23 protein-coding genes are annotated in these 22386 nt (G+C 64.0%); 4 read left to right on the top strand and 19 right to left on the bottom strand.

What is annotated here, in order from left to right; translation table 11 throughout:
• Genes CDA09_RS07130 through rpsB form a run of 16 tightly spaced genes read right to left on the bottom strand, consistent with a single transcriptional unit; the run spans position 1 to position 14586 of the window.
• Complete coding sequence (locus CDA09_RS07130) at positions 1-456, bottom strand: CopD family protein (RefSeq protein WP_121427985.1); 456 nt, start codon at positions 454-456, stop codon at positions 1-3.
• Entirely contained in the window at positions 453-1067 is a 615-nt protein-coding gene (rnhB, locus tag CDA09_RS07125; protein WP_121427984.1) for a ribonuclease HII, read from the bottom strand. The genes CDA09_RS07130 and rnhB overlap by 4 nt, the downstream gene beginning before the upstream one ends.
• On the bottom strand, positions 1040-2215 hold the full coding sequence (gene lpxB, locus CDA09_RS07120) for a lipid-A-disaccharide synthase (protein ID WP_121427983.1): 1176 nt from the start codon (positions 2213-2215) through the stop codon (positions 1040-1042). The genes rnhB and lpxB overlap by 28 nt, the downstream gene beginning before the upstream one ends.
• Positions 2216-2219: 4 nt before the next feature.
• The gene (lpxA, locus tag CDA09_RS07115) at positions 2220-2990 is read right to left on the bottom strand and encodes an acyl-ACP--UDP-N-acetylglucosamine O-acyltransferase (protein WP_121427982.1); all 771 of its coding nucleotides are present in this window, start codon (positions 2988-2990) and stop codon (positions 2220-2222) included.
• On the bottom strand, positions 2987-3424 hold the full coding sequence (gene fabZ / locus CDA09_RS07110; RefSeq protein ID WP_121427981.1) for a 3-hydroxyacyl-ACP dehydratase FabZ: 438 nt from the start codon (positions 3422-3424) through the stop codon (positions 2987-2989). Before fabZ ends, lpxA begins: the two co-directional genes overlap by 4 nt.
• Positions 3425-3429: 5 nt before the next feature.
• A complete protein-coding gene (lpxD, locus tag CDA09_RS07105; RefSeq protein WP_121427980.1) occupies positions 3430-4452 on the bottom strand; it encodes a UDP-3-O-(3-hydroxymyristoyl)glucosamine N-acyltransferase in 1023 nt (340 codons plus the stop codon).
• 18 nt (positions 4453-4470) lie between these two features.
• Positions 4471-4974, bottom strand: a complete 504-nt coding sequence (locus CDA09_RS07100) for an OmpH/Skp family outer membrane protein (RefSeq protein WP_121427979.1) — start codon at positions 4972-4974, stop codon at positions 4471-4473.
• A gap of 34 nt (positions 4975-5008) precedes the next feature.
• Complete coding sequence (gene bamA / locus CDA09_RS07095) at positions 5009-7321, bottom strand: outer membrane protein assembly factor BamA (RefSeq protein ID WP_121427978.1); 2313 nt, start codon at positions 7319-7321, stop codon at positions 5009-5011.
• A 7-nt stretch (positions 7322-7328) separates the two neighbouring features.
• Positions 7329-8693 (bottom strand): RIP metalloprotease RseP, encoded by a 1365-nt coding sequence (gene rseP / locus CDA09_RS07090; RefSeq protein ID WP_121427977.1) that lies wholly within the window; start codon positions 8691-8693, stop codon positions 7329-7331.
• Positions 8690-9892, bottom strand: coding sequence for a 1-deoxy-D-xylulose-5-phosphate reductoisomerase (gene ispC, locus CDA09_RS07085; protein ID WP_121427976.1), 1203 nt, complete (start codon positions 9890-9892; stop codon positions 8690-8692). The genes rseP and ispC overlap by 4 nt, the downstream gene beginning before the upstream one ends.
• Before the next feature lie 3 nt (positions 9893-9895).
• The gene (locus tag CDA09_RS07080) at positions 9896-10723 is read right to left on the bottom strand and encodes a phosphatidate cytidylyltransferase (protein WP_121427975.1); all 828 of its coding nucleotides are present in this window, start codon (positions 10721-10723) and stop codon (positions 9896-9898) included.
• Positions 10716-11525, bottom strand: coding sequence for a polyprenyl diphosphate synthase (uppS, locus tag CDA09_RS07075; RefSeq protein ID WP_121430768.1), 810 nt, complete (start codon positions 11523-11525; stop codon positions 10716-10718). Before uppS ends, CDA09_RS07080 begins: the two co-directional genes overlap by 8 nt.
• 49 nt (positions 11526-11574) lie before the next feature.
• Entirely contained in the window at positions 11575-12132 is a 558-nt protein-coding gene (gene frr, locus CDA09_RS07070) for a ribosome recycling factor (protein WP_121427974.1), read from the bottom strand.
• Positions 12133-12142: 10 nt separating this feature from the next.
• Positions 12143-12859 (bottom strand): UMP kinase, encoded by a 717-nt coding sequence (pyrH, locus tag CDA09_RS07065; RefSeq protein ID WP_121427973.1) that lies wholly within the window; start codon positions 12857-12859, stop codon positions 12143-12145.
• Positions 12860-12869: 10 nt separating this feature from the next.
• Positions 12870-13775: a translation elongation factor Ts gene (gene tsf / locus CDA09_RS07060; RefSeq protein ID WP_121427972.1), complete on the bottom strand. Its 906-nt coding sequence runs from the start codon at positions 13773-13775 to the stop codon at positions 12870-12872.
• Between the two features lie 55 nt (positions 13776-13830).
• Positions 13831-14586, bottom strand: a complete 756-nt coding sequence (rpsB, locus tag CDA09_RS07055; RefSeq protein ID WP_121427971.1) for a 30S ribosomal protein S2 — start codon at positions 14584-14586, stop codon at positions 13831-13833.
• Positions 14587-14865: 279 nt separating this feature from the next.
• On the opposite strand from rpsB, the gene map reads away from it, so the two are divergent.
• Positions 14866-15681 (top strand): type I methionyl aminopeptidase, encoded by an 816-nt coding sequence (gene map, locus CDA09_RS07050; protein ID WP_121427970.1) that lies wholly within the window; start codon positions 14866-14868, stop codon positions 15679-15681.
• 22 nt (positions 15682-15703) lie between these two features.
• The gene (locus tag CDA09_RS07045) at positions 15704-18283 is read left to right on the top strand and encodes a [protein-PII] uridylyltransferase (protein WP_121427969.1); all 2580 of its coding nucleotides are present in this window, start codon (positions 15704-15706) and stop codon (positions 18281-18283) included.
• Between the two features lie 37 nt (positions 18284-18320).
• On the opposite strand, the gene CDA09_RS07040 is transcribed toward CDA09_RS07045, so the two are convergent.
• From CDA09_RS07040 to CDA09_RS07030, 3 genes are all read right to left on the bottom strand, one after another.
• Positions 18321-18827 carry a TIGR00645 family protein gene (locus tag CDA09_RS07040; protein WP_121427968.1) on the bottom strand — a complete coding sequence of 169 codons (507 nt, stop codon included), beginning with the start codon at positions 18825-18827 and terminating at the stop codon, positions 18321-18323.
• 149 nt (positions 18828-18976) lie between these two features.
• Positions 18977-20038, bottom strand: coding sequence for a DUF8744 domain-containing protein (locus CDA09_RS07035; RefSeq protein WP_286164400.1), 1062 nt, complete (start codon positions 20036-20038; stop codon positions 18977-18979).
• A 58-nt stretch (positions 20039-20096) separates the two neighbouring features.
• Positions 20097-20414: a metal-sulfur cluster assembly factor gene (locus tag CDA09_RS07030; RefSeq protein WP_174718482.1), complete on the bottom strand. Its 318-nt coding sequence runs from the start codon at positions 20412-20414 to the stop codon at positions 20097-20099.
• A gap of 897 nt (positions 20415-21311) precedes the next feature.
• On the opposite strand from CDA09_RS07030, the gene CDA09_RS07025 reads away from it, so the two are divergent.
• Both CDA09_RS07025 and CDA09_RS07020 read left to right on the top strand, forming a co-directional pair.
• Positions 21312-21827 (top strand): HAD domain-containing protein, encoded by a 516-nt coding sequence (locus CDA09_RS07025; RefSeq protein WP_121427966.1) that lies wholly within the window; start codon positions 21312-21314, stop codon positions 21825-21827.
• A gap of 26 nt (positions 21828-21853) precedes the next feature.
• Entirely contained in the window at positions 21854-22318 is a 465-nt protein-coding gene (locus CDA09_RS07020; protein WP_121427965.1) for a hypothetical protein, read from the top strand.
• The last annotated feature ends 68 nt before the right edge of the window (positions 22319-22386 follow it).

Genomic DNA, 22386 nt, shown 5'->3' with positions numbered 1-22386 from the left:
TCAGACGCCCAGCCCCAGCGTCGCGATCGCAACCGTCGCGGCGCCGAGCGCGATGTTGAAGCCGACGCGCTGGCGGATCTGGTTGAGCGCGACCGCGCCCGCCGCCCACTCCTCGCGCGCCACGGCGGCCCGCAGGCGACGCCACGGACCGAACCAGAGCGCCACGAACACCGCGATCATCACCAGGCCGGTCAGCATCATCATGTGCCATGCGCGCGGCGCATGACCGAACCCGACCTCGATCAGCCTTCCGATCCCGGTCACCGGGATCAGCACGACCGCCACCCACACCATCGGAAAGAAGCGCTCGAACACGCCGACCCACAAGGGCAGGCGCTGGGACGGCGGCAACGCCGCGGCGGCCGGCCGCAGGCACAGATACGCGAAAACCATTCCGCCCACCCACACGATGACGCTCGCCAGATGAAGGAAGAGCACCAGATGCCGAAGCGTCATAGCAAGGTCCCCGCAGGCCAGAGTTCGGGATTATCCACCAGCGCGCGCACCGGGCCGAAGCTGCGCCGATAACAGTCGATCACGCCGTGGCGTCGCAGGGCGGCGAGATGCGCGGCCGTCGGATAGCCTTTGTGCGCCGCGAAGCCGTACTGTGGGTGGACCGCATCCAGCGCCATCATCTGCGCATCGCGCACCGTCTTGGCGAGAATCGACGCCGCGGCAATCGCCGGCACCGTGGCGTCGCCTTTCACCACCGCCTCGCACGGAACGTCCAGCTTCGGGCAACGGTTGCCGTCCACCCGCACCAGATCCGGCACGCGTCCCAGCGCCGCGACCGCGCGCTGCATCGCCAGCATGGTCGCATGCAGGATGTTGAAGCGGTCGATCTCCTCGACGTTCGCCTCGGCCACGGCCCAGGCCAGCGCGCGCTCACGGATCAACGGTGCAAGGCGCTCGCGCGCACGCTCGGTGAGCTTCTTCGAGTCGTTGAGCCCCTCGATCGGCCGCGTCGGATCGAGGATCACCGCGGCCGCCACCACCGAACCCGCCAGCGGCCCGCGTCCGGCCTCATCGACGCCGCAGATCAGGCCGGTTGCCGGGACGGATTCCATGCAGGCGCCTTGTTGAGGTAAGGGAGGATCGCGGCCGCAGCCTTCTCCGCGGTATTCTGGCGCAACTGCTGGTGCAGCGCCTCGAAACGCTCGGCGAGCAACGTACAGGCCTCGGGGTCGCCGAGCCAGCGGTCGAGCGCATCTGCCAGCGCCACGGGTGTCGCATCGTCCTGCAGCAGTTCCGGCACGACGGTCTCGTTGCACAGGATGTTCGGCAAGCCCACCCACGGGAGATACGCCATCCGCTTCATCAGCCGGTACTGCCACTTGCCGATGCGGTAGCTGATGACCATCGGGCGCTTCAGCAAGGCCGCTTCCAGGCTTGCGGTTCCGCTCGCCACGAGCACCGCGTCGGCCGCCGTCATCGCCTCGACCGCGTGCCCGAACAGCATGCGCACCGGCAACTCCTCGGCCTGCGCCACACGCAGCGCCTCGACGAACAGCGCGCGCGTTTCGCGCGTCGCCAGGGGCACGACGAAAGATACCCCCGGGTGCCGTTCGAATAGCATTCGCGCCGTTTCGATGTAGATCGGCGCAAGATTGCGCACTTCGGACTGGCGACTCCCCGGCAACAGCGCGATCACCTGTCCCTCTGCGGGCAGGCCCAGCAACTCACGCGCGGACTCGCGGTCGGGATTCATCGGAAACACATCGGCAAGCGGGTGCCCGACATAACTCACCGGCACACCCGCGCTCTCGTACAGGCCGGGCTCGAAGGGAAAGAGGCACAGCATGTGCGAGACCGAGCGTGCGATCGCCTTGATCCGCCCGCCGCGCCAGGCCCAGATCGACGGACTCACGAAATGGATTGCCGGCATGCCGGCGTCGCGGATCCTGCGTTCCAGCCAGAGATTGAAATCGGGCGCATCGACCCCGATGAAGGCATCGGGGCGTTCGGCCTTCACCTGCTTCAGCAGCGTCCTGCGGATCCCGGAAAGCTCGCGATAGCGCTTCAGCGCATCGACATAGCCATGCACCGCGAGCCGCTCGCACGCCCAGCGTGCATCGAAACCCTCGGCCTGCATCTTCGGCCCGCCGATGCCGAAGAATTCGGCATCGGGAATCCTGTGCCGGATCGCCCGGATCAGGTGGCTCGCGAGCAGGTCTCCCGAAGCCTCGCCCGCCACCATCGCAATGCGGATTGCCATGGCATCAGCGGACGATACCGCGCTCCGATGCTGTGATGAAATCGCTGAAAAGCGCCACTTCCGCATGATCCGCGGCAAGCTCGCCGACGCGCGCACGCGCCTCGTCGAGACTCAGGCCGGAGCGATACAGCGCACGATATGCCCGCTTGATCGCGGCGATGCCATCCGCCGAGTAGCCGCGCCGGCGCAGCCCTTCGCTGTTGATGCCGTGCGGTTTGGCCGGATTGCCCGCGACAGTCACGTAGGGCGGCAGGTCCTGCAGCAGCACCGTACCCACGCCGCAGAAACTGTGCGCCCCGACGCGCACGAATTGATGCACGCCGGTGAAGCCGCCGAGGATCGCCCAGTCACCGACATGCACGTGCCCGGCCAGCGTCGCATTGTTCGCGAAAATCGTGTGGTTGCCGACATTGCAGTCGTGCGCGACGTGCACGTAGGCCATGATCCAGTTGTCGCTGCCGATACGCGTGACACCGGCGTCCTGGCTGGTACCGACGTTGAACGAGCAGAACTCGCGGATCGTGTTGCGGTCGCCGATCTCGAGCAAGGTCGGCTCCTCGTCGTACTTCTTGTCCTGCGGCACGGCACCGATCGAACAGAACTGGAAAATCTGGTTGTCCCGCCCGATCTTCGTGCGCCCCTCGATCACGACATGGGGGCCGATGCGCGTGTCGTCGCCGATCTCGACGTGCTCACCGATCACGGAGTACGGGCCGACCGAGACGTTCGTCCCGATCCTGGCGCCCGGATGGACGATGGCAGTCGCGTGAATCATGACAAAGTCTTGAGCGCGCACATCAGCTCGGCTTCGGCCGCGATCTCTCCTGCGACACGCGCCACGCCCTTGTACTTGTAGATATTGCGCCTGCCCTGCGTGATCTCCACGTCGAAGTGCAGCTGATCACCCGGCACCACGGGGCGCTTGAAACGCACGTTGTCGATGCCCGCGAAATACACGACCGAGTTCTCGTCCGGCTTGATCCCCATCGTCTTGAACGACAAGAGCGCCGCCGCCTGGGCCATCGCCTCGACGATCAGCACGCCCGGCATCACCGGGTGATGCGGAAAGTGTCCGGGGAAGAAAGGCTCGTTCATCGTGACGTTCTTCAGCGCCAGGATACGCTTGCCTTCCTCGAGCTCCAGCACCCTGTCGACCAGCAGGAAAGGGTAGCGATGCGGCAGGTATTGGAGAATTTCATTGATGTCCATGGAGCTCACTCAGGCTTGTGTTCTTCGAGGCGTTGTTCGAGGGCGCGTATTCTATCCACGAGCGCATCGAGATGGCGCAGATGCGCAAAATTCCTGACCCAGTCGGCGTGCCCCTGCACCGGGAGATTGGCGGTATAGACACCGCGTTTCGTAATCGACTTCGTGACGAGCGTACCCGCCGACACGACCACGTCGTCGGCAATGCTCAGGTGGCCGATGATTCCCGCCTGGCCGCCGATCATGCAGCGCGCGCCAATCGTCGTGCTGCCCGCCACCCCGACACATCCGGCGATCGCCGTGTAGTCGCCGATGCGGACGTTATGGCCGATCTGGATCTGGTTGTCGAGCTTCACGCCGTGCCCGATCACGGTGTCGTCGAGCGCCCCGCGGTCTATCGTCGTGTTCGCGCCGATCTCCACATCGTCGCCGATCACCACGCGCCCGACCTGCGGAATCTTGATCCAGCTGCCGTCGTGCTCGCGCGCGAAACCAAAGCCGTCGGAACCGATTACCGCGCCGGAATGCACGATGCAATCCGCGCCGATCACACAGTTGGCGTAAATGGTGACATTGGCGTGCAGCCTTGTCCGCGCGCCGATGCACGCCCCCCGTGCGACGCGGCACCCCGGGCCGATCACGACCCCCTCGCCCAGCGTTACGTCGGCCTCGATCGAAGCGCCCGCGCCGATCGCCACCGACGGTGGCACCGGACTCGCGACGCTCGCGCTCGCATGCGCTCCCGGAGCGAAGGTTTCGGGCGGATTGAAAAGCTGCGCAACCCGAGCAAAATAGGCGTATGGGTCGTCGGTAACGATCAGCGGCCGATCGCTCAACGTCCGCACTGCCGGCGCCACAATGACGGCGGAGGCCCGGCAGGTCCCCAGTCGCGACTGATACTTCGGGTTCGCAAGGAACGCGAGGTCACCCTCTCCGGCCTGATCCAGCGTCGCCACACGCCGCACGACCGTGGCCGGATCCCCTACCAGTTCGCCGCCCAGCCGGGCGACCAGCTCATCCAGCCGGAACATGTGATCCAAACGTTCGCCTTACTTGCCGTCGGCGAGCGCCTTGATCACCTTTTCGGTGATATCGATCCGCGGGCTGGCATAGACTGCTTCCTGAAGGATCACGTCGAACTTCTCGGCCTCCGCGATCTGCTTCACGACACGGTTTGCACGGTCGAGGACGGACGCGAGTTCCTCATTGCGACGCTGGTTCAGGTCCTCGCGGAATTCACGCTGCTTGCGTTGAAAATCGCGATTCAGATCGTTGAAGGTGCGCTCCTTGGTGCGGCGGTCGGCTTCCGCCATCGTGACGCCGTTGCGCTCGAGGTCTTCCTGCGTGGTCTGCAGTTCCTTGCCGAGGCGCTGGAGTTCCTGGTCGCGCTTCTCGAATTCCTTCTCCAGGCGCTGCTGGGCGCGCACGGCGGGCGCCGCTTCGCGCATCACGCGATCGGAATTCACGAACCCGATCTTCGACTCGGCGAATGCCGTCGGAGCCGCAATACTCAGAACCGCAGCGGCAAGAACGGACAATGTCGTAGCTTTCACTTATTTCTCCAACGTTTTCAGAGAGTCCGGCCGATCAGAAAACCGAGCCAAGCTGGAATTGGAACTTCTGCGTCTCGTCATTCTTTTCCTTCTTGATCGGGAAGCCGAGACTGAACTTCAGCGGACCAATCGGCGAACTCCAGGAGAACGCCAAACCAGTACTGTAGCGCAGGTCGCTCAATTTCGCCTTGTCGCTCGCTGCCCACACGGTACCGGCATCGACGAACGCCGACATTCGGAACGAACGATCCATCCCGGACCCCGGCAGCGGCAAATAAAACTCGGCGTTGCCGATCACGCGCCGGTTACCACCCAGCGCGTCTTCGCTGACCGGATCCTTCGGCCCGATCGAACTTTGCCGGAAGCCGCGCACCGAGCCAATGCCGCCCGCATAGAAGTTCTTGTAGAACGGCAGCGTCTTCTGACCGTAACCCCTGGCCCAGCCGAGGTCGGCATTGAGCATCAGCGCGTAGTCGCGCCCGAACGGGAACCAATGCTGATACTGGTAGTTGACCTTCGTGTACTTCAGCTCACCCGGCGGCACGGCTATTTCGCCGAACACGCGCTGGTAGCTGCCCTTGCGTGGATAGATCACGCTGTCGCGCGTATCGCGCGCCCACCCGGCCGATGCCACCAGGCTGTCAACCGTGACGCTGCCGATGCCGTTGTCGTTGCTGCAGCCCTGTTCCTTGCAGAAATTGATGTACTGCACGGGACTGTCTGCGAAGGTCGTGATCTTGGTCTGATCGACGGCCAAGCCGAAGTTGATCGAGTCGTCTTCACCAATCGGGTAGCCGACGCGCAGCCCCGCCCCCGTGGACACGGTCTTGTACTTGGCGACCGAAAGCGTATTCGAGGGATCGTAAGTCCGATTATAGAGATCCCACCCGAGGCTCACGCCGTCGATCGTGTAGTACGGATCGGTGAAGGACAGCGCCAGGGTGCGGCTCGACTTGCTGGTGTTCACCGCCAGGGTCAGCGCGTTGCCCGAACCGAAGAGGTTCTGCTGCGACACCGACGCCGAGAGGACGACCTTCTCGGAGCTGGAGAAACCGGCACCCAGCGACAGGTTGCCGGTCGCCCTTTCCTTGACGTTGAAGTTCACGTCGACCTGGTCCGTGGTGCCCGTGACCGCGGGCGTCTCCACGTTGACTTCCTCGAAGTGCCCGAGCCGGTCGATCCGCGTGCGCGAACGATTGATCTGCGCCGCGTCGTACCAGGCACCTTCCATCTGCCGCATTTCCCGCCGGATCACCTCGTCGCGCGTCTTCGTGTTGCCGCCGACGTTGATGCGACGGACATACACCCGGCGACCCGGATCGACGAAGATCGTGAAGGCGACCTCGCGTTTTTCCTTGTCGACCTCCGGCGCGGCATTCACGTTCGCAAACGCGTAGCCTTCATTGCCCAATCGGTCGGCCACCGCCTTCGTGGTCTCGGTCAGCTTCTCGCGCGAGAAGATCTCGCCCGGCTTGATCACGACGAGCTTCTTGTACTCTTCCTCGGGCAGCACCAGATCGCCCGCAAAACGCACGGCAGAGACCGTGTAGCGCTCGCCCTCGGTAACGCTCAGCGTGATGTAGATGTCCTTCTTGTCGGGCGTGATCGACACCTGGGTGGAATCGATATTGAAATCGAGGTAGCCACGGTTCAGATAATACGAGCGCAAAGTTTCGAGATCCGCCGACAGTTTCTGGCGCGAATACTGATCGTTCTTCGTGTACCAGGTGAGCCAACCCGGCGTCGTGAGCTGGAACAAACCCAGCAGCTCCGACTCCTTGAACGCCTTGTTGCCGATGATGCTGATCTGGCGGATCTTCGCCACATCGCCCTCATCGACCTTGAAATTGATACTGACCCGGTTACGCTCGAGCGGCGTGACGGTCGTCTCGATCGTCGCCGCATATTTTCCGCGGCTCAGATACTGCCGCTTCAGTTCCTGTTCAGCGCGCTCGAGCAGCGCCCGGTCGAAGATCCGTGATTCGGCCAGGCCCACGTCCTTCAGGCCCTTCTTCAAGGCATCCTTGTCGAATTCCTTCACGCCGACGAAGTCGATCTGCGCGATCGCCGGGCGTTCATCGACGAGGACGACCAGCACGTCGCCCTCGACCTCGATGCGTACGTCCTTGAAGAATCCGGTCGCGAACAGGCCACGGATCGCTTCCGCCGCCTGCGCCTCGGTAAACGTCTCGCCGACGCGGACGGGCAGATAGTTGAACACGGTACCCGCCTCGGTGCGCTGGATACCTTCGACGCGAATGTCCTTGACGACGAACGGTTCAAATGCAAATACCGGTGCAGCGGCAAAAAGGGCCGCTACGAGCCCGGACAGGAGCTTCAGTTTCATCAGGGAGTCAGCCGGAAATGAGACGGTTTATATCGTTGTAGAAGGCAAACGCCATCAGCATCGCGAGCGCAACCAGACCGATCTGCTGACCGATCTCCATGATGCGTTCGGGGATGGGACCGCCTTTGATAATCTCTATCACATAATACAGTAAATGCCCCCCATCCAGCACCGGGATGGGCAGCAGGTTCAGGACGCCCAGGCTGATGCTGATGAGCGCGATGAACTTCAGGTAGTGATCCAGGCCCAACTTGGCCGACTGCCCCGCATAATCGGCGATCGTGACCGGCCCTGACAGATTCCTCCACGAAATCTCGCCCGTGATCATGCGCCCGATCATCTTCAGGCTGAGAACGCTGGTCTCCCACGTCTGCGCGAGCGCCTTGCCCAAGCCCTCGACCGGGCCATATCGCACCACGGCAAACAGCGCCTCCCTGCTCGCTCCGCCATCAGCCACCGCAACCCCGATCTTGCCGACCTTCGTGCCGCGCTCGTCCACGGCGTCCGGCACCAACTTCAGATCGATGCGTTGCCCTCCCCGCTGCACGACGGCCGCGATCGCCTGCCCTGGCCGTTGCCGGACACGCTCGACCAGCTCGCTCCAGGACGCCAGCTTCGCGCCATCGGTCTCCACGAAACGGTCACCGGCCATCAGCCCGGCCCGGGCACCGGCGCCACCTTCCACGACCTTGCCGACGACCGGCTCGATAAGCGGGCGCCACGGCTTCAAGCCGACGTTCGCGATCAGATCCTGATTGCCGTCTTCGATCTGCACGCCGGTCAGATCCAGCTTCCGATAGGTGTCCACACCCTCCGCGGTGCGCACACGCAGCGAAACCTCGCGGGCATCGAGTGCCCGACGTAACAGCGCCCAGCGCAATTCGGGCCAGCTCCGCACCGCCTCCTCATCGACTGCAAGCACCAGGTCGCCGTCGTGAACCCCTGCCGCGGCCGCCGGCGTGGCCGCGCCGGTCACCGCGAGCATCGGTTTCAGCTCTTCGGTTCCGGTCGAGAAAAGGCCCCAGTAGAGCACCACGGCCAGCAGGAAATTCGCGATGGGGCCTGCCGCAACGACGGCGAACCGCCTGCCAACGGGCTGGCGGTTGAATGCCCGGTGCAACTCCGCCGGGGCGACCTCGCCTTCGCGCTCGTCGAGCATCTTCACGTAGCCGCCGAGCGGAAACACCGCAAGCGCCCAAACGGTGCGATCGGCACCGGCGGTCCAGCTCAGGAGCGGCCGTCCGAATCCGATCGAAAAGCGCAGTACCTTGACCCCGCACCAGCGCGCGACGAAGTAATGACCCAGCTCATGTGCAAGAATCAGCAGCCCGAGGGCCAGCGCGAAAGGAATCAGGTATTCGAACAGGTTCATCGGCTCGTCGAGCGCGCGAGGATCTCCGTGCACGCGATGTCACGAGCACGGGCGTCCGCATTGATGATTGCGTCGAGCGAGTCGACCGACAAGCCCTGCGCACGTTCCAGCGTGGCCGAAATTACGTCGGCAATCGCGCGATAACCCAGACGCCCGTCCAGGAACGCCGCAACCGCTTCCTCGTTGGCGGCACTGAGCACCGCTGCCGCCGCCCCGCCTTCCCGAAGCGCCTGATACGCGAGCGCCAGACAGGGGAAACGCGCGAAATCGGGCCGTTCGAACGTCAGGCGCGCGATCTCGAACAGGTCCAGCGAACGGACCCCCGCGTCGATACGCTCCGGGTAGGCCATCGCATGTGCGATCGGCGTGCGCATGTCGGGGTTCCCAAGCTGCGCCAGGACCGAACCGTCCGCGTATTCGACCATCGAATGGATCACGCTCTGCGGGTGAACGACCACATCGATACGCTCGGCCGGCACACCGAACAACCAGTGCGCCTCAATGACTTCGAGTCCCTTGTTCATCATGGTCGCCGAATCGACCGAGATCTTCCGCCCCATCACCCAATTGGGATGCGCACACGCCTCGTCGGGCGTCACGTCCTGCAGACTCTCCAGGGAGCGCTCGCGGAACGGGCCGCCGGATGCGGTCAGCAGAATGCGCCGGATTCCACGCTCGTCCGCATTGCGGCGATAGTCATGGGGCAGTGCCTGGAAGACCGCGTTGTGCTCGCTGTCGATGGGTAGCAACTGCGCTCCGCTCGCCGCCGCCGCGTCCATGAACAAGGCACCGGACAGGACCAGCGCCTCCTTGTTTGCGAGCAACACCCGCTTGCCGGCACGCGCCGCAGCCAGGGTCGGGGCCAGTCCGGCAGCACCGACGATGGCCGCCATCACGGCATCGACCTCGTCATGTTGCGCGACCTCGATCAGTGCCCCGGCGCCTTCGAGGACTTCGGTCGGCGCGCCTTCGCCCCCGAGGCGATCGCGCAACTGCGCCGCCGCCGACGGGTTCGCCATCACCGCGAAACGCGGCGAAAAGCGCATGCACAGTTCCACCATCCGGTCGACGCTGGCCTGGGCCGTGAGCGCGAACGCCTCGAAACGGTCCGGGTGCCGCGCGATCACGTCGAGCGTGCTCATGCCGATCGAGCCGGTTGCCCCCAGCACGGTCACGCGTTGAATTGTCGTATCAGGCATTGATCAGGTTGCGAACCAGAGGGCCGCGAGGCCGACCAGCGGGAGGGTTGAAGTGAGGCTGTCGATGCGATCCAGGATGCCCCCATGGCCCGGCAACAGCGAACCGCTGTCCTTGACGCCAGCCTGGCGTTTGAGCAGGGACTCGAACAGATCGCCCAGGATGCTCACGGCAGTGAATCCGGCCGACAGGGGGAGCAGCACTGCGATCGGCGTCCCTCGCGCAAACTCCGGGGACGAAGCCAAGGCGACCAGCACGCCGAACATCATGACCCCGGCGACGGCGCCGCCGGCGCCTTCCCAGGTTTTGCCCGGACTGATCTCGGGCGCGAGCTTACGGCGACCGAATGCACGCCCGGCGAAATAAGCCGAGATGTCCGCGACGGATACGGACGCAATCGCGGCAAGCAGCAGCCAGGGGTTGACCAGACGCAGATGCGCGAGGGCGAGCGCCGGCGGAAGCAGGACGATCAGTCCGACGAGGACCGTGCCGGCGCTTCCCTGCAGCCGCCATTTCCGCTTCAGCCAGAAAGGCGCCACGGCAAGCCAGAAGATCGCGCTGAGCGCGTAGAAACCGAACAGGCCGATCGGCGCCTGACCCGCTGCGCTCCCAAGCCCGGCGAAGGCGCCGAGCAGCAGGCACGCGAGGCCCATCAACACCGCATACATCGCACGTTGCGTGATCGCGAACCGTCCCAGCCCCCCCCACTCCCACGCCGCACCGCCGCAGATCAGGCTGGCAAACGTCAGCCACCCGAGGGGCGGCAGCAGGAAAAGCGCCCCCAGCAGGACACCGAGCAGCACCAGTGCGGTAATTACCCGGGTTCTAAGCATGATCCGCCGCGTCGCTGTTCGCTGTGGGCAGTGCCGGCAGCTTGCCGGATTCACATAGCTGCTCGCTGGTGCGACCGAACCGGCGCTCGCGCGACTGGTACGACGCTATTGCCAGGTCGAGCGCCTTCTCGTCGAAATCCGGCCAGAGCGTGTCGGTGAAATAGAGTTCGGAGTATGCGAGCTGCCACAGCAGGAAATTGCTGATGCGCTGCTCGCCACCCGTTCGAATGAAGAGGTCGGGCTCGGGACCGTAATTGAGCGAAAGCTCCGCATTCAAGTCCTCTTCGGTGAATCCGGTACGGCGCTCGGGATGCTTGGCCAGCATGCGCTCGACTGCCTGAAGGATGTCCCAGCGGCCGCCATAATTCGCCGCAATCGTGAGCGTGAGGCGGTCGTTGTCGGCCGTCAGCGCCTCTGCGCGCCGGATCATGTCGACCAGTGCCGGCTCGAATCTGGACAGATCGCCGATCACGCGAAAGCGGATGCCGTTCTCGTGCAGGCGATCGATCTCCTTTTGCAGCGAACGCATGAAGAGCTGCATCAGGAACGAGACTTCGTCGGCGGGGCGGCGCCAGTTTTCGGAGCTGAAGGCGAACAGGGTCAGATGGGACACCCCCTTCGCGATGCACGCCCGGATGACCGCGCGCACGGATTCGACGCCCCGGCCATGACCGGCGACGCGCGGCATGAAGCGCTTGCGCGCCCAGCGGCCGTTACCGTCCATGATGATGGCGATATGTCGCGGAACGCCGGCCACCTCCGGGATTTCGCGCGTGGAGCTGGTAAAGGGTTTACGCGCCATCATGCGTCTCCCGCGTGGTGTCCCGCTGCCAGATCCGATCCGGGCCGGATCAGATCTGCATCAGTTCCTGCTCTTTCTGGGCGAGCAGCTTGTCGATCTCGGCGATGTTCCTGTCCGTGAGCTTCTGGATGTCGTCCTGGGCGCGGCGCTCCTCGTCTTCCGAGATGGTCTTGTCCTTGACCGCATCCTTGAGCTGCTGGTTGGCGTCGCGGCGCAGGTTGCGCACCGCCACTTTCGCCGTCTCGCCTTCGTGGCGCACGACCTTGGTGAGGTCGCGACGGCGCTCCTCCGTCAGGGCCGGCATCGGCACACGCAGCATCTCGCCCATGTTGGCCGGATTGAGGCCCAGATCGCTTTCGCGGATCGCCTTCTCGATCTTCGCCAGCATCGGCTTTTCCCACGCCTGGACGCCGATCGTACGGGCGTCGACCAGCGTGACGTTGGCGACCTGGTTGATCGGAACCGGGCTGCCATAGTATTCGACCGTCACGTGGTCGAGCAGGCCGGTATGTGCGCGACCGGTGCGCACCTTGGCCAGGTCGGCCTTCAGCACCTCGATCGACTTGTGCATCTTCTGCTCGGTCGTTTTCTTGAGTTCGGCAATCATTCTCGAATCCTCAGGAATGGACCAGCGTGCCCTCGTCTTCGCCCAGCACGACGCGCTTGAGCGCACCCGGCTTGAAGATCGAGAACACGTTGATCGGCAGTTTCTGGTCGCGGCACAGCGCGAACGCGGTAGTGTCCATCACGGCCAGGTTGCGGCCGATCGCCTCGTCGAAGCTGATGCGATGGTAGCGCTTGGCCTGCGGGTCCTTGTGCGGGTCCGCGGTATACACGCCATCGACCTTGGTTGCCTTCAGCACGATCTGCGCGGCCATTTCCGACCCGCGCAGTGCGGCAGCGGTATCCGTCGTGAAGAACGGGTTGCCGGTACCGGCCGCGAAAATGACGACGCGCCCTTCCTCCATGTGACGGATGGCACGCCCCCGGATATAGGGCTCGACGACCTGGTCGATGCGCAGCGCCGACTGCACGCGCGCCTCGACGCCGGCACGGCGGAACGCATCGGCCAGCGCCATCGCGTTCATGACCGTCGCGAGCATGCCCATGTAATCCGCGGTGGCGCGGTCCATGCCGGACGCCGCCCCCTTCATGCCGCGGAAGATGTTGCCGCCGCCGATCACCACGCCGACCTGCACACCGAGGCGGGCGACCTCGGCGATCTCGGCGACGATGCGGCTGACCACCTCTTCGTTGATGCCGTACGCGTCGTCACCCATCAGGGCTTCGCCGGACAGTTTCAACATGATGCGCTTGTAGGCGGCGACACTCATCACGAACCTCTTACTTCTTGGCGGCCGCAGCTTGCGCGGCGACTTCAGCGGCGAAGTCGGTCACCTTCTTCTCGATGCCTTCGCCCACGACGTAGAGCGAGAAGCTGGCGATCGAGGCGTTGCGCGACTTGAGCAGCGCTTCGACGGTGAGCTTGTCGTCCTTGACGAAGGGCTGGCCGAGCAGCGTGACTTCCTTCAGGAACTTCTGCACCGAACCTTCGACGCGCTTGGCGAGGATGTCCTCCGGAATCGCCTTGCCGGACTTGGCAGCGTCCTCGGCAGCCTTCTCGCGTGCAACGCGGCGCTCCGACTCGATCAGCTCGACCGCAACGCCCGAAGCGTCCAAGGCCTTCGGTTTCGACGCGGCGATGTGCATCGCCAGGTCCTTCGCCAGCTGCTCGTCGCCGCCGACGAGGTCGAGCAGCACGCCGATCTTCGAACCACCGTGGATGTACGACGCCAGGCGGCCCTTGGCTTCGACGCGCACGAAGCGGCGCAGGGTCATGTTCTCGCCGATCTTGCCGACCAGACCCGTGCGCACGGAATCCACCGTACCGTCACCCAGCGGCAGGGCCGAGAGTGCGGCAACATCGGCCGGATTGCGCTCGGCGACCAAGGATGCGCAGTCGGCGGCCAGCTTCAGAAACTCGTCGTTCTTGGCGACGAAGTCGGTTTCCGAGTTGATCTCGAGGATGCTGCCGAGCTTGCCGTCGGCGCTGATGTTGATCGCAACAACGCCTTCAGCGGCAACGCGCGACGCAGCCTTGGTGGCCTTGCTGCCGAGCTTCACGCGCAGGATCTCTTCCGCCTTGCCCATGTCGCCAGCAGCTTCGGTCAGAGCCTTCTTGCATTCCATCATGGGCGCGTCGGTTTTCTCGCGCAGTTCCTTGACCATGCTTGCGGTGATTTCCGCCATGCTAACTCCTCAAATTCGTAAGCATATCGGCCCTGTTCTCCAGGGCCGAGAAAACTCAGGCCTGCTCGCCCGACGACGATTCGTCGACTTCGACGAACTCGTCCGAACCGGCGGCAACGATGTCCTGCAGGACCTGGCTGCGGCCTTCCAGCACGGCGTCGGCGACACCGCGAGCATAGAGGCGGATCGCGCGCGACGAGTCGTCGTTGCCCGGAATCACGTAGTTAATGCCTTCGGGCGAGTGGTTGGTATCGACCACCGCGACGACGGGAATGCCCAGCTTCTTCGCTTCGGTGATGGCAATCTTGTGGTAGCCGACGTCGATGACGAACAGCGCGTCCGGCAGGCCGCCCATGTCCTTGATGCCGCCGATCGACTTCTGCAGCTTGTCCATTTCGCGCGTCGCCATCAGCGCTTCCTTCTTCGACAGACGCTCGATCGAGCCGTCCTCGACCATCGCTTCCATTTCCTTGAGGCGCTTGATCGACTGCTTGACGGTCTTGAAGTTGGTGAGCATGCCGCCGAGCCAGCGCTCGTCAACGAAGGGCATGCCTGCGCGACGGGCTTCTTCGGCGATGATTTCGCGAGCCTGGCGCTTGGTGCCGACCAGCATGATGGTGCCGCGATTGGCGGAGAGCTTGCGAACGAAGTCCATCGCTTCGTTGTACTTGACCATCGTCTTTTCGAGGTTGACGATGTGGATCTTGTTGCGCTGGCCGAAGATATAGGGGGCCATGCGCGGGTTCCAGAAGCGGGTCTGGTGACCAAAGTGGATGCCGGCTTCCAGCATCTGACGCATCGTGACAGACATGTGTTACTCCGAACTCTAAGGGTTGACCTCCGCCCTGCACGGCCATCCGTGGATGACCTGAACCGTCTCGAAGCGCAGCGCTTTTCAACGGACCCTTACGGCGTTCTGCGGGGCGTGTGGATTTTGCCTGCCACCATTGGCAGACAAGCCGTAGATGATAGCAGGTTCGCCTTACCCCGCTCAAGGACGACGTTCCCGCGCTCGACCGCAGCACATCCGATTTGCCGCGGCTTTCGGCATGCGCTAGCCTTGTTTTTTTAACGTGCCAACCCCGAAAAGATGAGCATCACCATAAAAACACCCGACGAAATCGAAAAAATGCGCGTTGCCGGCCGGCTCGCGGCGGATGTGCTCGACTACATCGAGCCCTTCGTCAAACCGGGTGTCACGACGGGAGAACTGGACCGGCTGTGCCACGACTACATGGTCAATGTGCAGCAGACGATTCCCGCCCCGCTCAACTATGCCCCCCCCGGTTACACGCCCTACCCCAAGTCGATCTGCACCTCGATCAACCATCAGGTGTGCCACGGCATCCCCGGCGAGAAGGCGCTGAAGAAGGGCGACATCGTCAATCTCGACATCACGGTGATCAAGGACGGCTATCACGGCGACACGAGCCGGATGTTCATCGTCGGCGGCGACGGTTCGATCCTTGCGAAGCGGCTGTGCCAGGTGACGCTGGAATGCCTGTGGCTGGGCATCTCGGTCGTGAAGCCGGGCGCGCGCCTCGGCGACATCGGGCAGATCATCCAGAAACATGCCGAAGGCAACGGTTTTTCGGTCGTCCGCGAGTTCTGCGGCCACGGCATCGGTGCCAAGTTCCACGAGGAGCCGCAGGTCCTGCATTACGGCAAGGCCGGCTCCGGCCCCGAGCTCAAGGCGGGCATGACCTTCACGATCGAACCGATGATCAACGCCGGCAAGGCCGCAATCTCGGAGCTCCCCGACGGCTGGACCATCGTGACGAAGGACCGCAGCCTGTCGGCGCAGTGGGAGCATACGATTCTCGTCACCGAGACTGGCGTCGAAGTGCTGACCCTGTCGCCGGGCTGCCCGCCGGCGCCGGCCTTGGCTACGCAACCACCCCGTTGATACTGGCGCGCAGATCCAGCTCATGAGCGTCATGTCGGTGGATGATTTCCAGGCGGCGCTGGCGCATGCGCGCGAGCACCTCACGCAGGGGAACGCGCGCATACGCGCCGCCTACGACGCACATCCGGCGACATCGACGGTGCTCAAGGGCCGCGCCCATCTGGTGGACGAGGCCATCATCCATCTGTGGCGCGCTTGCGCGATGCCCGCGGAGGTCGCGCTCCTGGCGGTTGGCGGGTATGGTCGCGGCGAGCTGTTTCCCCACTCGGATGTGGACCTACTGGTGCTGCTGCCAGCCGCCGCAGACGGCCCCCTGCAGGCGCGCATCAGCACCCTGATCGGCGCGCTGTGGGACGTCGGCCTCGAGATCGGCCAGAGCGTGCGCACGCCGGACGAGTGCCTGGAAGCGGCGGAGGAAGACATCACCGTCCAGACCAATCTGCTCGAGGCGAGGCTGCTCGAAGGCAACGCCCGACTGTTCGACAAATTCGTGCAGCAGTACCGGGCGCAACTGGACGTGCACGCCTTCTACAAGGCGAAACAGCTCGAACAGGAAAACCGCTACGCGCGCTTCAACGACACGCCGTATGCGCTGGAACCGAACTGCAAGGAGAGCCCCGGGGGGCTGCGCGACCTGCAGATGCTGGGCTGGATCGCGCGCGCGGCCGGGCTGGGGCGAAACTGGCGCGACCTGGCGCGGCGGCGCCTGATCACCGGCGCGGAAGCAAGCGAGTTGCGCAGCATCGAACGCTTTCTGCAGCACGTGCGCATCCGCCTCCACTACCTGACGGGGCGTGCAGAGGATCGGCTGCTGTTCGACCACCAGGAGAAGCTCGCACGCGCCTTCGGCATCGAGGCGACGGCGGCAAAGCGCGCGTCCGAAGTGTTCATGCAGCGATACTACGTGAACGCCAAGAAGGTCACGCAGACCAACACCATCCTGCTGCAGAACTACGGCGCCGAGATCTTCCCCAACCGGGGGGGCGCCGCCTTCGTGATCAACGAGCGCTTCCAGGCGGTGCGCGAGCTGCTCGACATCCGCAGCGAGGACACCTTCGAGCGTAATCCTTCCGCGCTGCTGGAGTGCTTCCTGTTGCTCCAGCAGCGCTCGGAACTGAAGGGCATGACGGCGCGGACCCTGCGCGCCCTGTGGCTGAACCGCACCCGGATCAATGCCGCCTTTCGCGCCGCCCCCGCGAACCGGGCACTGTTCCTGGAGATCCTGAAGCAGAAGCGCGGGATCGTGCACGAGTTCCGCCGGATGAACCAGTACAGCATCCTGAGCCACTACCTGCCCGCGTGGCGCCGCATCGTCGGCCAGATGCAGCACGACCTGTTCCACGTCTACACGGTGGACCAGCACATCCTGATGGTCCTGCGCAACATGCGCCGCTTCACGATGGGCGAGCATGCGCACGAATATCCGCTGATGACGCGGCTGATACTGGGATTCGACCGCCACTGGCTGCTGTACATCGCCGCCCTCTTCCACGACATCGCCAAGGGGCGCGGGGGAGACCACTCGCAGCTGGGCATGGCCGACGCGCGGGAATTCTGCGAGCAGCACGCAGTGGCAGCGGAGGACGCCGAACTGGTCGTGTGGCTGGTCGCCCACCACCTCACGATGTCACAGGTCGCGCAGAAGGAGGACACGACCGATCCCGATGTCATCCGCCGGTTCGCCGACACGATGCAGACGGAGCGTCGCCTGACCGCGCTCTACCTGCTCACCCACGCCGACATTCGCGGCACGAGCCCGAAGGTGTGGAACGGCTGGAAGGGCAAGCTGCTCGAGGACCTGTTCTTCGCGACGCAACGCCTGCTGCGCGGCGCCACGCCCCAGCAGGCGCTGGGCCTCGACGATCGCCAGGAAGACGCCCGCGAACTACTGCGCTACTACGGACTGCGCCCGGGAATCGAGGAAGCGCTCTGGACGCAGCTCGACGCCGTCTATTTCATGCGCCATTCCGCCGAAGAGATCGCCTGGCATACGCGCGTGCTGTATTTCCGCCCGCAAGGCGAGGAGCCGGTAGTCAAGGCCCGGGTCCTCGAGGGCGAAGAAGGCGTCCAGGTCATGGTGTTCACCCCGGACCAGAAGGACCTCTTCGTGCGCATGACGGGCTTTTTCGGACGGCTGGGTTTCACGATTCTCGACGCCAAGGTGCATACGACGCGCCACGGCTATGCCCTCGACAGCTTCATCCTGCAGGACCCGGGCAATGCCGCGCACTATCGGGACGTCATCACGCTGATCGAGCACGAGCTGACCGCGCGTCTCACGCATCCAGGGGCGCCGGATCGCCCCACGCAGGGCCGGCTGTCCCGTCAGATGAAGCACTTCCCGATCACTCCGCAGATCAGCATCCAGCCGGACGAGCCGGGAAAGCATTTCATCCTTTCGCTCGTGGCCGCGGACCGCCCCGGCTTGCTGTTCTCGGTCGCCGAAGTGCTCGTGCGGCACGAAATACGCCTGCATACGGCGAAAATCGCGACGCTGGGCGAGCGCGCCGAGGACACCTTCCTCATCAGCGGCGGGCGCCTGGCGCTAGAAGGCCAGATCCTGCAGATCGAGCGCGAGCTGCTCGAGCGGCTTCAGGTCTAGCCAGTCAGCGCCCGGAGCCGGGCACCCGCGACGGGCCTCAGTGCCCCTTGCCCTGCAGGCGATCCATCAGCGCATACAGCACCCCCGACATCAGGAAGGTGACGTGGATGCCGACCATCCAGGCGAGGTGCCGATCCGGCACGTTGTCGACGTTCAGAAAGGCCTTCAGCAATTCGATACCCGAAATCGCCACGATCGAACCGATCAGCTTGATCTTCTGGTCGGAGAAACCGATATGCCCCATCCATTCGGGGCGATCCGTATGGGTGTGCAGGTCCTCCATCTTCGAGACGAAGTTCTCGTAGCCGCTGAACATGATGATGATCAGCAGACTCATGATCAGCGCGATATCGACCAACGACAGGACGCCGATGATCATCTCCGCCCCGGTTGCACTCATGATGTGGCTGAAGAGGAACCAGATCTCCTTCGCGAATTTCACGAGAAGCACCACCAGCGCCATGATCAGCCCGAAATAGACGGGCGCCATCAGCCAGCGGCTGGCAAAGAGCATATGTTCGAATGCGGATTCGATTTTTTTCATTGGAAGGCAGGGAAATTTCAGTGAACCGTCATGTCCGGATTTTACCAGCTGGCAGACGGCCCCCTGCCGCACCACGGGAACCCGGATGGCGAATCACCATCGCATGATCCGGTTACAGGACGACTACAACCGAATCGGCCGCGATCACCTCATCGTCTGGCACTCTGACGGCCGCGCAGCACGCTGGCGAGCATGGTCACGATGAATGCGACAAGGGCTACGGCGTTCGCGACCCCGCCGAGCCGGAGCAGGAACGCCGCGTCGCCCAGCGCGGTACCCGCAATCCGTGCCGCCAGCGAGACATGAAGCAACGCAAGCGGCAGGTAGAAAACCGGATGGTAGGGCATGCGGACGCGCGCGATCGCAGGAAAGATGATCGGGGCATGGCCGAACACCATTGCAAACACGAAACCGAGCGTGATCGCATGCAGGGCCGCATCGCGCAGCGGATGCGCGGACTCGAATCCCCCGAGGAGTCCGATTGCTGCTCCCGTCGCCAGCCATGCGTAGCCGGACAACAGACAGAGCGCGATGTAACGCACGAGGCCTCGTTGCCCGGCGTTATGACGGGCGATGTCGTAGCGCAGCAGCCACATCGACAGCGCGCACAGGCCCGCGGCAAACAGCACCAGCCCGGCTGACGAGAACCAGATCGTCGCTGCCGCGCCGGCGAGAATCGTGCCGACGGCGATTCGGAACAGCGGCGGTGCCTCCCGCCGTGCGGGGAGGAACCGGGTCAGTTCGAGCCGCTCCCCCGCGATCGTGACCACCAGAAATGCCAACCACCAAGGAATGGCTGCCTGAAGCAGCCCGCTCGCCGCCCAGGCAACGTTCCCGGCGAGCCAGCAGGCGGCACCCACCGCGAGCGTGAGCGTGAATAGCGCCAGTTGGCGCCTCGTCACCGCGACCGCCCCGCCGACGAGGACCAGCGAAGCCAGAATGAACAAGGCCTGCACCCACGCCAGCGGCAAGTGCAGGAGCAGCGCCAACCCGCCCAGGCCCGATGCCAGCGGTCCCGCATAGGCAGCGGGATGTGCCAGCGCCACGGCACGTTCGAGCCCGATGACTGTCCCGAAAAATGCGCAGATCATCAGCGCGGCATGAACGCCGGCCAAGCCGGCGGCAAGGTCGGGCACGACGGTACCCAGGCGCGCCAGGCCGGATGCAACCCCGACGACGAGGGACAACATCGCCATCGCGAGGCACAGCACACGGGGAAGGATCTTCGACTCGGCAGCCGCGACGCCCCCCCCCCTTTCAACCGGCCGATCAGCGGTCATCGTGCCCCTTCCAGCCGAAATGCCCACGTGCATCCTTGTTCATCATCTCCGGCGTCCAGGGCGGATCCCACACCATATTGACCACCACCCCGATTTCGGGTGGTAGCGCCGCGTCAAGAGCGGCATCGATATCACCCATGATCAGGTCACCCATGGGACAGGCTGGAGACGTCATCGTCAGCCGGATCGAAATCTGGTCCGGCGTGATGTCGATACCGTAAACGAGACCAAGATCGACGATATTCACTCCGACCTCGGGATCGATGACCTGGCGAAGCACGGCCTTGATGGACTCCACATCGGGCATTGCGGGCATTCCAACACCTCCTCGTCCGCGGTTTGGACAGTTCAATTATGAACGCAAAATTGCTTGCGACTCCATCCGCGCCGCACCGGGAGGATGACCGAAGGTTTGCCCCCTCACCACGATAGATAAGTGGGCGATCACCCCACGAAACTGGCAGCAACCCAAAATGGGGGTGCTCGGGCCGGATCCGCCTTTCGCTCGAATCAGGGAAGCCGCGCCAGCATTGGCGCACCGGCAGACGTGAAAAAGGCCAGTGCGCCGTTAAGCATTTCCTGGCACGGAATAAAGCATAAAGTGGCCAAGAGCTATCGAACTCGTGACCGTCAACGGGCCTGGAAAAGCCCAGATGGCCCGCTTTCGCCCGCGCTACGGAACCCCGAAAACCATAACTTGGCCAATCGGGACGAAATAAAGCAATTCATGGCCAAAAAAAATCTCCGCGAAACGACACGCCTTTTCGCCGTTTTCGGGACTCCGCGGCACGACAGACCACTCCCGCACCTCAGCACACGGTTTCCTACCGACCTGAAAGCGCCGTCGCCCACCCCCAGCCATTCGCGCCGCGAGCCTGCGGCCGAGGCGTCTCCACGATGCCGACGGGGGGCACGGAACAGCCAGTCTATCTCATGTCGTTCCGGAAACGATGGCGGATGGAGCCGCTGACAGGTTCGCCCTCCCGCGAGCGGTGCCGAACAGCGGGTCAGGCATGCCCGGCGTTGGCGCACGCGCCTTGTACCTCGTACTACCGGGAGCGCCGGCAGCGCGACCTTTGCGCTGCAATCGTCCGACAACTTGACAAATCGCTATTTTAAACAATACGTTAGGATAATCCCGCATACCCTCCTTGCCTCCGCGCGCGCACACTCGGTCCGAGATGGTTGAGGAGGGGAACAGAGAATGGCAAGCAGTGGGGGAATTCGGCAGCGAGAACCGCAGCGCCCGACCCTCTTCCTCGACTACGACGGCGTGCTTCATCCGGACGCCGTGTACCGCAAGGGTGAGCGAATCGTTCTGCGCACTGACGGCTTCCGGCTCTTCGAATGGACCGATGTCCTGGAGGACCTCCTCACGCCGTACCCGGCGCTGCAGGTTGTCCTCTCGACCTCATGGGCGCGGGTGCTTGGTTTCGACGCCGCCCGTTCGCACCTGCCCGAATCCCTGCGGCGCCGTGTCGTCGGGGCCACGTGGTACGAAACGGCTCCACGACGATGGGACAACCTGACCCGTTACGAACAGATTCGACATACCGTCCAGCGACATCGCCATACTCGCTGGCTCGCCGTCGATGACAATGGCGCGGGCTGGGCAGACGAGCACCGCGCCAACCTTGTCCTCACGGACCCACTTCTCGGGCTTGGCACGAGCGCGGCGCAAGCGGACCTGCGCGAGAAGCTCGAGTGGCTGCACCGGTAGCCAACCCGAACGAGAACGAGACCCACATGCAGGGCAATGACCGGCCCCACCTCGGTGAGGAATCCCTGGACGACCTGACTTCGGAGCGGCTTGAGCGCACGCCACTGGCTCGCGGCCGACGACAACAACGAGCGCAACTTCGAGCCGCCGACATGTTGTCAGCCAGGGAAGCGGCCACGGTTTCCGGAATCCCGGCGCGAACCCTTCGTCGCATGCGCTCTGGCGGTCAGTTACTGGCGCTGTCCGCGCGCAGCGTGATGCCGGGGGTTCGTTACCCCGCGTGGCAGTTCGAACCGGCCGTCATGCAAGTCTTACCCAACATTCTCATGGCCTTCGGGAAGAACAGGATGTGGGCAGCGCGTGACTTCCTGACGTATTCAGAACCATTGCTCACCGGACGCGTCCCCCTCGAAGAGATACGTGCGGACCGTGCCGCTGACGTGCTGCGGATTCTCCGTGCCGCAGCCGACCTCGGTCACGGTGCCTACTGATACGTCCCGAATGCCAAGGGTAGACGGCCCGATGCCGAGCTGCAAAATTCTTTGCAAATATAAACACC

It is taken from the genome of Azoarcus sp. DN11, from assembly GCF_003628555.1.
GTDB lineage: Bacteria > Pseudomonadota > Gammaproteobacteria > Burkholderiales > Rhodocyclaceae > Aromatoleum.
The sequence above is the reverse complement of the archived record's forward strand: the minus strand, read 5'-3'. Positions and strand labels throughout refer to the sequence as shown.